This is a genomic window from Achromobacter sp. T5-5, from assembly GCF_055397965.1.
The window spans coordinates 5,069,164-5,082,123 of sequence record NZ_AP027919.1 but is presented as its reverse complement, the minus strand read 5'-3'; the positions used below and the strand labels follow the sequence as shown (position 1 = coordinate 5,082,123).

Here is a 12,960-nt window from a genome sequence, read left to right as displayed (position 1 = left end):
GCGGGAACCCTCGAAACCGAACTCCCCGACGGCATTTCTCAGACACAACGGACACCTTTATTGGGGGCGGATAACCAGGGGCTTGCGAGCATCTGGCTTGAATTGGCGGCGGCGCAATCCCGCCGCCGAGGCATCCGCCCGAGCACGCATTCACACTCGCCCTGGAAGCCGCCGGAGGCAGTATGAAAAACATGAAGCTTGGAACCCGCCTGGCGGGTGGTTTCGCGATCCTGCTGGCCATGATCATGGTCATGAGCATCGTCGGGCTGGTCAGCCTGGCCAACATCAACGACTCGGTCGAAACGCTGACGCAGCGCTCCCTGACCAAGGAACGCCTGATCAACGACTGGGCGCGCAATATCCATTCCGGCGTGACCCGCACCACCGCGATCGCCAAGAGCGCCGACGCCAGCCTGGCGGGCTTTTTCGCCGAGGAAGCGGCGGCGTCGACCCGCAATTCGTCGGCCTTGCAGAAAAGCATCGAGCCGCTGATCGAAACCGACGAGGAAAAGGCGCTGTGGCAAGGCATAAGCAAGGCGCGCGGCGACTACCTGCGCACCCGCGACGGCATCTTCAAGGCCAAGCAGGAAGGCAACGTGGACGCCGCCAACAAGATCTTCACCCAGGAATTCCTGCCGGCGACGCGCCAGTTCATCGACCAGATCACGCGCCTGTCTGATCTGCAGCGCGCCGACATCGACGCCCGGGCCACGGAGATCGAAGCCTCGTACGGCGCCGCGAACCTCTGGATGATCGTCATCGGTTCGATTGCCGTCGTGAGCGGCCTGCTGCTGGCCGTGCTGCTGACGCGCAGCATCACCCGTCCGCTGTCCGACGCCGTGCGCGTGGCGCGCACCGTGGCCGCCAACGACCTGACCAGCACCATCGTCGTGACGTCCCGCGACGAGATCGGGCAGTTGCTGCGGGCGCTGGAAACCATGAACGCCAATCTGGCGGGCACCGTCGCCCGGATCCGCACCGGCGTGGACAGCATCGCGTCCGCCTCCAGCGAGATCGCGGCCGGCAATACCGACCTGTCCACCCGCACCGAGCAGCAGGCCGCGTCGCTCGAAGAGACCGCCGCCTCCATGGAGCAGTTGTCGTCCACCGTCAAGCAGAACGCCGACAGCGCCAAGCAGGCCAACCAGCTCGCCGCGGCGGCCTCCGAAACCGCCTCGCGCGGCGGCGCCACCGTGTCGGAGGTCGTGAGCACCATGAACGCCATCTCCGCCAGCTCGGTGAAGATTTCCGACATCGTGTCCGTCATCGACGGCATCGCATTCCAGACCAACATCCTGGCATTGAACGCCGCCGTGGAAGCCGCGCGGGCCGGCGAGCAGGGCAAGGGCTTCGCCGTCGTGGCGGCCGAGGTGCGCACGCTCGCACAGCGCAGCGCGCAGGCGGCCAAGGAAATCAAGATCCTGATCGAAGACACCGTCCAGAAGATCGGCCAGGGTTCGGGCAGCGCCGAACGCGCCGGCACGACCATGCAGGAAATCGTCAGCTCGGTGCAGCGCGTGACCGACATCATGGGCGAGATCGCCGCGGCCTCGGCCGAACAGGCCGACGGCATCGAACAGGTCAACCGCGCCGTCTCGCAGATGGACGAAGTCACGCAGCAGAACGCGGCGCTGGTGGAAGAAGCCGCGGCCGCCGCGGGTTCGATGCAGGATCAATCAGCGGAACTGACGCGGGCGGTCAGCGCGTTCAGGCTGCCGGGGGCGGGGCACGGGGGCGCGCAGGATGGTGCGCGGCGGTCCACAGCGGCGCTTCAACTGGCGGCGTACTGAGACTGTGCGGGCAGGCCGGGAATAGGGCAGCAACGTCCTGCCCGGCGCTGCGCATCAACTTGCTGCACAGCCTTGGGCGATTCGCGTTGATCCCATTCCGTTCATGGTGATGCGATCATTTGTCGGCGCCGGCCCGCACCCGGCTGCGAGCACGAGCGCGTTCTTCCGCGGCCGAGCCGGCGGGCTGTTGGGAGGCTTGGTTCGCTTGACTCGACGCCGGATTTGGCACGGGCGGCGGGCTGGGTGCCTGGAACGTGCTCGCCAACGGGTGTTCCGCCATCGCGCTACGCCGCAGCACCAATGCCGCCACATCGCTATCAGGACATTCCTTGAGCGCCCGCGACCCAATAAAGCGCAATGCGCCTTGGCGGTCGCGGCTCATGGCCGCGTCGATGTCTCCGGGCGTCTTGTCGTACCAGAATGAGTACGTCACATAGCCCTTTTTTCCACCGGTGGTGAGCGAGGGGCCATAGGTGCACTGAATGGTTTGCTGCCCGCCATTTCCTGCGTTGGTCATCCATCCATATAGCTCCCCCTCCACCCGCCCATAGAAATCTCCTGGGTAGACTTGATTCAATTCCATCTTGAAGAGACGAGCCCCGCCGTCCGGCATGACGGCATCCTTGATCTCCTGGGCGATGGCTGCCTGGGCGCGTTGCGCTTCCCCCGTGCCGCCATTGATCTCCTGGCGATCGCGCAGCTGCTTGTACTGTTGATAAAGGGGCTCATTAGCCTGCAGGGCCTCCTGCAAGCGGCCAGGCTGGATTACCGCGACGGCGATTTGCCCGTCACGCGGCGCTCCCAGCGAAGCGCGTACCCCTCGCACCCAAGCTTCGAATGCGGGCCGGCCATCGGATGGGATGCCGTTGTCCAGCGGACCGCCGGTAATGCCGTCCAATCCTCGGGCGATGGCGAGGCTACGCTCGGAAAATCCCTCGTTCAGAAACTGGATGAGAAAGGCGATGTCTTTCTCCAGCAGCAGGCCGGCAAAATCAGCCTCGGCTTTCGCCCGCGCTTGAGGCGTCTGTGCGGTATCAAGGAAAGCACGGCGGGCGTGGGCGATACGGAGGTTGAACTTAGCCTTGTCGAGGGTGGCTTGCTGCTGAGCGGCCAGGACATTGGCAACCTCGTGCCGAACGATGTCCCCAATGGTGACTTTCCCGATCCAAACCGTCGTTTGAGCGTTAGCCGACGACAGGGTGGCAATGGCGAGGGCAAAGGCAATGAGATGCCCCCAGCGTCGGCTGCGGCGCGCGGCATTGCGATGCTGCTTGCCAGCAATGATGTCGGCGGGATGGGGGCTCAACAGATTGGAAGTAACCATCCGGCCAACTCCTGGTTGGATTGGGTGCTCTCAGACGCAGGGGCTTGCGGCGCAGGCGCTTGCGATGCAGGGGCTTGCAATGCAGGGGTCTGTCATACCGCTTGTGAAGCTGCTTGTGAAGCTGCTTGTGAAGCTGCTTGTGAAGCTGCTTGTGAAACTGCCTGTCAGGCAGCTTTCGGACGATGAGAGCCGCGGCGCTCACGGTTGGTCGACGGCTATTTGGCATTGTTTTTATCACCGGCGGGCAGGCCTTACCATCCCTCATCTGCGGGATTGCCGTGGGCCGCGGCGCTCGTGTAGCCCCGGCGCAGGGGAAGGCTCTCGCAATGCCAATGTCCGCGAAAGGATGCGGCTGGCCCCGACCGAAAAGAAAAAAGCCCCTGATTTCTCAGGGGCTTCGTTCTTGAATACTGGCGGAGAGGGTGGGATTCGAACCCACGGTACGGGGATACCGTACGCCTGATTTCGAGTCAGGTACATTCGACCACTCTGCCACCTCTCCGTGGCTGGATTCCGTAACGTTGAAATCGCCGTTGTTTTTAAGAACGGGTCTTTCACAAGAGATCCCTGGTCGGAAGGATCTTCGTTGTCGGAGCAGCGAAGCCCGCAATTCTACAGGATTTTTTTTGTTTGTGTAAAGCGGTAGCCAACAAGCAGGGGTAAAACGTACACAGCGGGTTTCATCCGGCTTCCAGGCCGGCCGAAGTTTGGACAGAATTCTCCCCATTCCGCATAACGGCCCCTCCATGGACCTCATCCTCATCCTTCTGCTCGCGGCCGTGCTGTGCGTGCCCATCACCCAAATGCTCGGGCTGGGCGCCATTCCCGGATACCTGGCGGCCGGCGTGCTGGTCGGACCCTCGTGCCTGAAGCTGGTCACGAACGTGGACACGATGATCGGCGTGTCGCAGTGGGGCGTCGTGATGATGCTGTTCATCATCGGGCTGGAACTGTCGCCCAAGCGCCTGTGGGCGATGCGCAGCGAGGTCTTCATCCTGGGCACCCTGCAGATGCTGGTGTGCGGCCTGCTGCTCGGGCTGGTGTTCGGCGCGGCCTTGCGGCACCTGGCGGGCATGGAATGGCAGGCGGCGGTGCTGTGCGGCCTGTCGCTGGCGCTGTCGTCCACGGCGGTGGCGCTGCGCCTGCTCGATGAACGCCAACTGACCCGCACGCCGCTCGGGCGCTCGGCGCTGGGGGTGCTGCTGTTCCAGGACATGGCCGCCATCCCCATGCTGGTGGCCGCGGGCCTGCTGGGATCGGACGGGACGTCGGCCCCGTCCTTCAAGGAGGCGCTGGTGGCCGTGGCGGTCGTGGCGCTGGCCTACCGGCTGCGGCTGCTCGGCTGGGCGGCCAAGGCCGAATTGAACGAGCTCTTCACCGCCGCGGCGCTGCTGATGGTGGTGGGCGCCGCGCAGCTCTTCGACTATGCGGGCCTGTCGGCCGGCCTGGGCGGGTTCCTGGTGGGCGTGATGATGGCCGAGTCGCGCTACCGGCACGACCTGGAAAAGGCGATCGACCCCTTCAAGGGCTTGCTGCTGGGGCTGTTCTTCGTGGCCATCGGCATGTCGATCAACCTCAAGGTGGTGGCGCATCACTGGATGTTCATCTGCGCCGGCGTGGCGGCGCTGCTGGCGGTCAAGGCCGTCATCCTCTATGGCTTTGCGCGATTCCTGGGCTTGCCCCGCTACCATCGGCTGCTGTTCGCGCTGGTGCTGGCGCAGGGCGGCGAGTTCAGCTTTGCCATCTTCAACGAAGCGTGGGACAACCATCTGGTCAACCTGGAGCAGCGCGACGTGCTGTCGGTGATCGTGGCCATCTCGATGGGCGTCGTGCCGGTGCTGATCAAGCTGCTGGAACGGGTGCCGGAAAAGTACGGCGGCATGGCGGACCTGCCCGTGGCGGACGCCGCCCCGGCCGTGGACGCCGGGCCGTCCTCCGGCGCGGACAAGCCCCCCGCCGGTTGACCCGCGTCAGGCCAGGGCATGGCATGATGACCGCCTTGCCGGGCGGCTACACTTGAAGCCCATTCGCTTCCCGTTCCGTTTCCCCATTTATGCGCCCGCTCACAGGAGAAAGCTCATGCTCAAAGGAAAAGTAGCGCTCGTCACCGGTTCCACCAGCGGTATCGGCCTGGGTATCGCCACGGCATTCGCCCAGCAGGGCGCCGACATCGTCCTGAACGGTTTTGGCGATGCGGCTGAAATCGAAAAGCTGCGCGCGGAACTGGCGGACAAGCATGGCGTGAAAGTCATCTATGACGGCGCGGACCTGTCCAAGGGATCGGCCGTGCGCGAACTGGTCGAAAGCACCGTACGCCAGCTGGGCCGCATCGACATCCTGGTCAACAACGCCGGCATCCAGCACACCGCGCTGATCGAGGACTTTCCGGCCGAGAAATGGGACGCCATCCTGGCGCTGAACCTGTCCGCCGTGTTCCACGGCACCGCCGCCGCCTTGCCGCACATGAAGAAGCAGGGATCGGGCCGCATCATCAATATCGCATCGGCGCATGGCCTGGTGGCCTCGGCCAGCAAGTCGGCCTACGTGGCCGCCAAGCACGGCGTGGTGGGCTTCACCAAGGTCACCGCGCTGGAAACCGCGGGGCAGGGCATCACGGCCAACGCCATCTGCCCGGGCTGGGTCCGCACGCCGCTCGTGGAAAAGCAGATCACCGCGCTCGCGGAAAAGAACGGCGTGGACCAGGAAACCGCCGCCCGTGACCTGCTCAGCGAAAAGCAGCCGTCGCTGCAATTCGTGACGCCGGAACAGCTGGGCGGCACCTCCGTGTTCCTGGCCTCGGACGCCGCCGCGCAAATCACCGGCACCACCGTCTCCGTCGATGGCGGCTGGACGGCGCGCTAAACAAGGAAACCCTGAATGCTGTTGTTGCTTTCCCCCGCCAAGAAGCTGGACTACGACTCGCCGCTGCACATCGAGACGCACACCCAGCCCCTGTTCGTGGATCAGGCCGCCGGCCTGATCAAGGTCCTGAAGACCAAGACTGCCGAGGACATCTCGGACCTCATGAGCCTGAGCCCGGCCCTGTCCGAGCTGAACGTCCAGCGCTACGCGCACTGGAAGCGCAGCTTCACGCAGGCCAACTCGCGCCAGGCGGTGCTGGCCTTTAACGGCGACGTCTACGAAGGCCTGGACGCCGCCACCCTGTCGGCAAAGCAGCTGGACTGGGCGCAGGAGCACGTCGCGATCCTCAGTGGCCTCTATGGCGTGCTGCGCCCGCTCGACCTGATGCAGCCTTACCGCCTCGAAATGGGCACGCGCCTGGAAAACCCCAAGGGCAAGAACCTGTACGAGTACTGGGGCAGCACCATCGCCGACTACCTGAACGAGCGCCAGGCCGGCCAGAAGTCGCCGGTCATCATCAACCTGGCGTCCGAAGAGTATTTCAAGTCGGTCGACCAGAAGGTCTTGAAGGCGCGGGTGGTGCAGTGCGTGTTCCAGGACTGGAAAAACGGCGCCTGGAAGGTAATCAGCTTCCATGCCAAGCGCGCGCGGGGCCTGATGGCCCGTTACGCCATCCAGCACAAGGTCGCCAAGCCGGAAGGCCTGCAGGGCTTCGACCTGGAAGGCTATGCGTACGACGCGTCGGCCTCGTCGGACGACAAGCTGGTGTTCCGCCGCAAGCTGGATTGATTGCTGTCGTCAGGCACCCATCGAATGCCGGCCCGGGATTCCCGGGCCGGCATTTTTTTCGCCGCGGTTCGACGCGCGGAAGCTAGGACGCCGCCGCTGCCACCGGCGGCGCATGCAGCGGATCGGCCAGCGCCTGCAATTCCTGGCGGATCATGTGCGCGGCCTTGAGCATCTGCTTGAGCGGATAGGCCAGCGCGGCCTGGTCGCCCGAGGTGTCGAATTGCGTGGGCAGGTCCAGCGGCGCGCGCGGACTGTTTTCATCGAGCAGGACCGCCATGCCGTCCAGCGCCTGCCGTATCGGCTCGGGCGTGGCGGGCAGCGCCGCCAGGATCGGAATCGCCGCGGTGATCTGCGACGCCAGCACATGGTTCTGGATCAGCAGATTGTTCAGCTCGGGCACGTCCACCTGGTGCGACTTGGGTTCGCTCATCATCCGGTAGAACGCTTCCGCGAAATTGCTGAACGCGATGTGCACGTTCTTGCGGGCCAGGCGCCACGCGAGGTCGGCGTCCGTCACCGCGGGCGTCTCGGCGGCGGCCGCGCCCATGGGCGCGCCGTGCGCCTGCATGGCGTCGACATAGCGCAGCCCCGCCAGCAGGTATTCGCGGTTGGCGCGCGTCGCGGCCGAGGCCAGCGGCTTGAGGTAGCGCGCTTCCCACCACGGCAGGATGTAGCTGCAGACCAGCGCCAGCGCGCAGCCCAGCAGGGTGTCGATGGCGCGTTCACCGATCACCGACATGGATACGGTGCCCGGCGACACGAAGTGAAAGACCAGCACCACGAACAGGGTGTTGAAGATCGCGCTGGCCATGTAGTTCAGCTGCACCAGGCTGTTGCCCATGATGCACGCGCCCAGCAGGACGGCGAACAGGATGCTGGGCTCGTCGGTCAGGCTAAAGAGCAGCAGGGCGGCGATGCAGCCGATCAGCGTTCCCATCAACCGCCAGCCGTTGCGTTGGCGCGTCAGCGCAAACCCCGGCTTCATGATGATGACGATGGTCAGCATGATCCAGTAGTTGTGCGCCGAGAACGCGGGCGACAGCCAGCGGCTGGCCAGCGTCATGGCGATGGCCGCCGCGGCCGTCACCCGCAGCGCATAGCGGAAATGCGGCGAATCGAGCCGCAGGTTGCTGGTCAGGAGGCCGAAGCGGAACTCCTGGCGCGAGATGAACCGCGTCAGCGATTTGTTGATGCGCAGCACGTCGGTGGGCTTGGCGTCGGGCGACGCCGCGGTGTGGTCGGCCAGCCGGTCCACGATGCGCGCCGAATTGCGCAGGCGCCGCAGCACCTGGATGATGAGGGCCAGCATTTCCGGGTCGCGTTCGCCCAGGCCCTGTTGCTTGAGCTGTTCGATCTCGTATTCGATGGCGCGCAGCTCGGCCTTGGCGCTGCTGCGGTACTGCACCTTGCGGCCGCGCGACACGTCCAGCGCGATGCGGTTCAGCTCCAGCGACATCTTCACCAGCGCATCGCGCATGAACATCAGACAGTCGTTGCCGGCCAGCGTGCGGCGCAGGGCCGCGTAGTCGGTATGCGTGGCGACCAGCGTGTCCAGCAGCTGCAGCATGTCCACGAACATGTTCCAGATCATCACGCGCTGGCGGTCGCCCAGCCCCTTGCCGCGAGGCAGGGCGCGCAGCACCATGTCGCGCGCGGCCTGGTGCTTCTCGGTCATGACGGACTGGCGTTGGATCAAGGTCCGGTAGGCTTCGTCCAGGTCGGACGTCTCGTCGTAGAAGGACGCCCGCGCGGCCACGTAATCGGCGGTCGCAAAGAGCGCCACCGACATGGCCTGCTGCTCTTCGCGCAGCCAGAACAGCCGCGAAAAACCCAGGCTGAACACAACGTAGAACAGCGCGCCGCCCAGCGTGGCGGCGGCGTGGGCCAGGACCTCGTGCGGCGCCAGCGGCGAATGCATGGTCAGCGTCATCAGCAGCAGACCGGCAAAGCCGATCAGGCCGCCGCGCTTGCCGAAGACGGTGAACATCGAATAGACGAAGCACTGCACGATGACCGCCAGCCAGATCAGCACGGGGTGCGTGGACGCCAGCCCGGTGATGATGACCGTGATGGTGCCCAGCGCCGCGCCGCCCAGCATTTCATTGGTGCGGTGCCGCTGCGGGCCGCCCGGCTGGTCGATGATGGCCAGGCACTGCGCGCCGAACGTCGCGACCAGGCCGGTCGTGTAATTGCCGAATATGCCTCCCAGCACCAGCACGGGCAACAGCATGCCGACTCCCTGGCGCACCCCTCCGAAGAAGTAGTGGCTATAGAGAAAGCGGCGAATGCTGGCGATGCGCAAATCCATGGGCGGCGGCTCGGTTCTGGACGACGGAACAAGTATAGAGAGGCCGCCGTGGGTTTTGGGGTCGGATGGTTACCGAACCTTCCGTGCAACGGTCGGCAAAAGCCGATTTGCCACCGTTGACGCAACGCGGTAAATTGCTCCACTTGCTTCGGTCTGCCTATCCGAAACCGGAGCGTTGATGCGAACGGCCAGGGTCACATCCCAGCCGTCCTGCAGCAAGTCATATTTGCCGTTGGCCGCGCCACAAGCGTGTGTTGCCAAGGCTTCCATTTCGACCTCCAGCGTCCCCAAGGGGCGTTTGCACTGCGTTCTGTCGAGCGTGTGCCGGGTCGGCAAGGTGTCCGGGTGGCGTGGCTCCGTGAGCCGCTAAGCGCCGGATATGTTGTCGTAACCGGTATGGGTTCAGTTGCCGCCGTATCCGGGCGCGCAGCAGTCAGGGTTGCAGGGCCGGTTTTGAAAGGAACTACAACATGGAAATGAATGGCGCCGATATCGTCGTGCGCTGCCTGGCCGATGAAGGCGTGGAACACGTTTTCGGCTATCCCGGCGGCGCGGTGCTTTACATCTACGACGCAATCTTCAAGCAAGACAAATTCCAGCATATCCTGGTTCGTCACGAGCAAGCTGCCGTGCACGCGGCCGATGCCTATTCGCGCTCGTCGCAGAAGGTCGGCGTCTGCATCGTGACCAGCGGCCCGGGCGTGACCAATGCCGTGACCGGCATCGCCACCGCCTACATGGACTCCATCCCGATGGTCATCATCAGCGGGCAGGTGCCCACTGCGGCCATCGGCGAAGACGCCTTCCAGGAATGCGACACCGTCGGCATCACGCGTCCCTGCGTCAAGCACAACTTCCTGGTGCGCGACGTCAAGGACCTGGCCGAAACCATGCGCCGCGCGTTCTACATCGCGCGCACGGGCCGTCCCGGTCCGGTGCTGGTGGATATCCCCAAGGACATCACCGTCGCGCAGTGCAAGTACGTGCCGCCCAAGGGCGAGATCTCGATGCGTTCCTACGCGCCCGTCAACAAGGGCCACCAGGGGCAGATCAAGAAAGCCGTGCAGATGCTGCTGGCCGCCGAGCGGCCCATGATCTACACCGGCGGCGGCGTCATCCTGTCGAATGCCGCGCCCGAGCTCAACAAGCTCGTAACGCAGCTGGGCGCGCCCTGCACCAGCACCCTGATGGGTCTGGGCGGCTTCCCGGCCAGCAGCGGCCAGTTCGTGGGCATGCCCGGCATGCACGGCACGTACGAGGCCAACATGGCCATGCAGCACTGCGACGTGCTGCTGGCCATCGGCGCCCGCTTCGATGACCGCGTGATCGGCAACCCCAAGCACTTCGCGCAGAACGCCCGCAAGATCATCCACATCGACATCGATCCCTCGTCGATCTCCAAGCGCGTGCGCGTGGACGTCCCGATCGTGGGCAACGTCAAGGACGTCCTGGCCGATCTCAGCGCGCAATTCGAGATCGCCGCCGCCGAGCACAAGCCGGCCTCCATCGCCAAGTGGTGGGATCAGGTCGAGACCTGGCGCGGCAAGGAATGCCTGAAGTTCGCCAACTCGAACGAAGTCATCAAGCCGCAGTACGTGGTGGAAAAGCTCTGGGAAGTGACCGGCGGCGACGCCTTCGTCACCTCCGACGTGGGCCAGCACCAGATGTGGGCCGCGCAGTACTACAAGTTCGACAAGCCGCGCCGCTGGATCAACTCCGGCGGCCTGGGCACCATGGGTGTGGGCCTGCCGTACGCCATGGGCGTGCAGATGGCCAATCCGGGCAAGGACGTCGCCGTCATCACCGGCGAAGCCTCGATCCAGATGAACATCCAGGAACTGTCGACCTGCCACCAGTACCGCCTGACGCCCAAGATCGTCTGCCTGAACAACCGGTTCCTGGGCATGGTGCGCCAATGGCAGCAGATCGATTACGGCTCGCGCTATTCCGAGTCGTACATGGATTCGCTGCCCGACTTCGTCAAGGTCGCCGAGGCCTACGGCCACGTGGGCCTGCGCATCGAGCGTCCGGCCGACGTCGAACCGGCGCTGCGCGAAGCGTTCGGCAAGCACAAGGAGCGCCTGGTCTTCCTGGACTTCATCACCGACCGCACCGAAAACGTGTGGCCGATGGTCAAGGCCGGCCGCGGGCTGACTGAAATGCTGCTCGGCTCTGAAGACCTGTAAGGAGGCCCCGCAATGAAGCACGTGATTTCCGTCCTCCTCGAAAACGAACCCGGCGCGCTGTCGCGCGTGGTGGGCCTGTTTTCGGCACGGGGCTACAACATCGAAACCCTGACCGTGGCGCCCACCGAGGATTCCACGCTGTCGCGCATGACCATCGTCACGACCGGTTCGGACGAGGTCATCGAACAGATCACCAAGCACCTGAACCGCCTGGTCGATGTCGTGAAGGTGGTGGACCTGACCGAAGGCGCCCACATCGAGCGCGAGTTGATGCTCGTGAAGGTGCGCGCCGTGGGCAAGGAACGCGAGGAAATGAAGCGCATGGCGGATATCTTCCGCGGCCGCATCATCGACGTCACCGACAAGTCCTACACCATCGAATTGACCGGGGTGCAGGAAAAAGTACAGGCCTTCCTCGAGGCCCTGGACCGCAGTGCCATCCTTGAAACCGTGCGCACCGGCGTGTCCGGCATCGGACGCGGTGAACGGATCTTGAAGATTTGACCGGCCTGCCAGGCGCGGCCACCCCCTACATCTGAATCAAACGAATATCCAAATACTGGAATCTGGAGCACACCATGAAAGTTTTCTACGACAAAGACTGCGATCTGTCCCTCATCAAAGGCAAGACCGTTGCCATCATCGGCTACGGCTCGCAAGGCCACGCGCACGCGCTGAACCTGCATGAGTCGGGCGTGAAGGTCGTCGTCGGCCTGCGCAAGGGCGGCGCCTCGTGGAACAAGGCCGCCAACGCCGGCCTGGAAGTCAAGGAAGTCGCGGACGCCGTCAAGTCGGCCGACATCGTCATGATGTTGCTGCCCGACGAAAACATCGCCTCGGTCTACAACAAGGAAGTCCACGGCAACATCAAGGCCGGCGCCGCCCTGGCGTTCGCCCACGGCTTCAACGTCCACTACGGCCAGGTCGTGCCGCGCGAAGACATCGACGTCATCATGATCGCCCCCAAGGCCCCGGGCCACACGGTGCGCAACACGTACAAGCAGGGCGGCGGCGTGCCCCACCTGGTGGCCGTGTACCAGGACAAGTCGGGCGCCGCGCGTGACGTGGCCCTGTCCTACGCCAGCGCCAACGGCGGCGGCCGTGCCGGCATCATTGAAACCAACTTCCGCGAAGAAACCGAAACCGACCTGTTCGGCGAACAGGCCGTGCTGTGCGGCGGTACCGTCGAACTGATCAAGGCCGGTTTCGACACGCTGGTGGAAGCCGGCTACGCGCCCGAAATGGCCTACTTCGAGTGCCTGCACGAGCTCAAGCTGATCGTCGACCTGATCTATGAAGGCGGCATCGCCAACATGAACTACTCGATTTCGAACAACGCCGAATTCGGCGAATACGAAACGGGCCCCAAGATCGTCACGGAAGAAACCCGCAAGGCCATGCGCCAGTGCCTGACGGACATCCAGACCGGCGAATACGCCAAGAAGTTCATCCTGGAAAACGCCGCCGGCGCCCCGACGCTGACCTCGCGCCGCCGCATCAACGCGGAATCGCAGATCGAGCAGGTGGGTGGCAAGCTGCGCGCCATGATGCCCTGGATCGCCGCCAACAAGCTGGTGGACAAGTCCAAGAACTGATCCGCCTGGGCGGGCGGGGCGCGGCCCCGCTGGCCTGGACCGAAGCGGCATGCCTGCACGGGCATGCCGTTTTTTTTGGCCGTTTGCGTCGCAGGCCCCCATTTCA

9 protein-coding genes and 1 tRNA gene are annotated in these 12,960 nt (G+C 64.5%); 7 read left to right on the top strand and 3 right to left on the bottom strand.

What is annotated here, in order from left to right:
- Positions 1-191 precede the first annotated feature (191 nt).
- Positions 192-1,790: a methyl-accepting chemotaxis protein gene (locus ACZ50Q_RS23040; RefSeq protein WP_371467647.1), complete on the top strand. Its 1,599-nt coding sequence runs from the start codon at positions 192-194 to the stop codon at positions 1,788-1,790.
- A 115-nt stretch (positions 1,791-1,905) separates the two neighbouring features.
- On the opposite strand, the gene ACZ50Q_RS23035 is transcribed toward ACZ50Q_RS23040, so the two are convergent.
- The gene (locus ACZ50Q_RS23035) at positions 1,906-3,114 is read right to left on the bottom strand and encodes a hypothetical protein (RefSeq protein ID WP_464079656.1); all 1,209 of its coding nucleotides are present in this window, start codon (positions 3,112-3,114) and stop codon (positions 1,906-1,908) included.
- Between the two features lie 411 nt (positions 3,115-3,525).
- Positions 3,526-3,616: transfer RNA gene (locus ACZ50Q_RS23030), tRNA-Ser, on the bottom strand.
- 244 nt (positions 3,617-3,860) lie between these two features.
- On the opposite strand from ACZ50Q_RS23030, the gene ACZ50Q_RS23025 reads away from it, so the two are divergent.
- The 3 genes from ACZ50Q_RS23025 to yaaA all read left to right on the top strand — a co-directional run bounded on the left by ACZ50Q_RS23025 (position 3,861) and on the right by yaaA (position 6,765).
- On the top strand, positions 3,861-5,078 hold the full coding sequence (locus ACZ50Q_RS23025; protein ID WP_464079655.1) for a cation:proton antiporter domain-containing protein: 1,218 nt from the start codon (positions 3,861-3,863) through the stop codon (positions 5,076-5,078).
- Positions 5,079-5,193: 115 nt separating this feature from the next.
- Positions 5,194-5,976, top strand: a complete 783-nt coding sequence (locus tag ACZ50Q_RS23020) for a 3-hydroxybutyrate dehydrogenase (RefSeq protein ID WP_464079654.1) — start codon at positions 5,194-5,196, stop codon at positions 5,974-5,976.
- A 15-nt stretch (positions 5,977-5,991) separates the two neighbouring features.
- Positions 5,992-6,765, top strand: coding sequence for a peroxide stress protein YaaA (yaaA, locus tag ACZ50Q_RS23015; RefSeq protein WP_464079653.1), 774 nt, complete (start codon positions 5,992-5,994; stop codon positions 6,763-6,765).
- 82 nt (positions 6,766-6,847) lie between these two features.
- Here yaaA and ACZ50Q_RS23010 read toward each other — a convergent pair whose 3' ends face one another.
- Positions 6,848-9,073, bottom strand: coding sequence for an FUSC family protein (locus ACZ50Q_RS23010; RefSeq protein WP_464079652.1), 2,226 nt, complete (start codon positions 9,071-9,073; stop codon positions 6,848-6,850).
- Between the two features lie 470 nt (positions 9,074-9,543).
- Here ACZ50Q_RS23010 and ACZ50Q_RS23005 point away from each other — a divergent pair, with 470 nt between their 5' ends.
- The 3 genes from ACZ50Q_RS23005 to ilvC all read left to right on the top strand — a co-directional run bounded on the left by ACZ50Q_RS23005 (position 9,544) and on the right by ilvC (position 12,854).
- Complete coding sequence (locus tag ACZ50Q_RS23005; RefSeq protein ID WP_092582405.1) at positions 9,544-11,259, top strand: acetolactate synthase 3 catalytic subunit; 1,716 nt, start codon at positions 9,544-9,546, stop codon at positions 11,257-11,259.
- 12 nt (positions 11,260-11,271) lie between these two features.
- Complete coding sequence (gene ilvN, locus ACZ50Q_RS23000) at positions 11,272-11,763, top strand: acetolactate synthase small subunit (RefSeq protein WP_006223608.1); 492 nt, start codon at positions 11,272-11,274, stop codon at positions 11,761-11,763.
- 74 nt (positions 11,764-11,837) lie between these two features.
- Positions 11,838-12,854 carry a ketol-acid reductoisomerase gene (gene ilvC / locus ACZ50Q_RS22995; protein ID WP_076519147.1) on the top strand — a complete coding sequence of 339 codons (1,017 nt, stop codon included), beginning with the start codon at positions 11,838-11,840 and terminating at the stop codon, positions 12,852-12,854.
- Positions 12,855-12,960 lie beyond the last annotated feature (106 nt).

Bases quoted from the DNA above. Each gene is read 5' to 3' on its own strand.
- ACZ50Q_RS23035 (WP_464079656.1), bottom strand. From the start codon at position 3,114: ATGGTTACTTCCAATCTGTTGAGCCCCCATCCCGCCGACATCATTGCT.
- yaaA (WP_464079653.1), top strand. From the start codon at position 5,992: ATGCTGTTGTTGCTTTCCCCCGCCAAGAAGCTGGACTACGACTCGCCG.
- ACZ50Q_RS23040 (WP_371467647.1), top strand. From the start codon at position 192: ATGAAGCTTGGAACCCGCCTGGCGGGTGGTTTCGCGATCCTGCTGGCC.
- ACZ50Q_RS23025 (WP_464079655.1), top strand. From the start codon at position 3,861: ATGGACCTCATCCTCATCCTTCTGCTCGCGGCCGTGCTGTGCGTGCCC.
- ACZ50Q_RS23005 (WP_092582405.1), top strand. From the start codon at position 9,544: ATGGAAATGAATGGCGCCGATATCGTCGTGCGCTGCCTGGCCGATGAA.
- ilvC (WP_076519147.1), top strand. From the start codon at position 11,838: ATGAAAGTTTTCTACGACAAAGACTGCGATCTGTCCCTCATCAAAGGC.
- ilvN (WP_006223608.1), top strand. From the start codon at position 11,272: ATGAAGCACGTGATTTCCGTCCTCCTCGAAAACGAACCCGGCGCGCTG.
- ACZ50Q_RS23010 (WP_464079652.1), bottom strand. From the start codon at position 9,073: ATGGATTTGCGCATCGCCAGCATTCGCCGCTTTCTCTATAGCCACTAC.
- ACZ50Q_RS23020 (WP_464079654.1), top strand. From the start codon at position 5,194: ATGCTCAAAGGAAAAGTAGCGCTCGTCACCGGTTCCACCAGCGGTATC.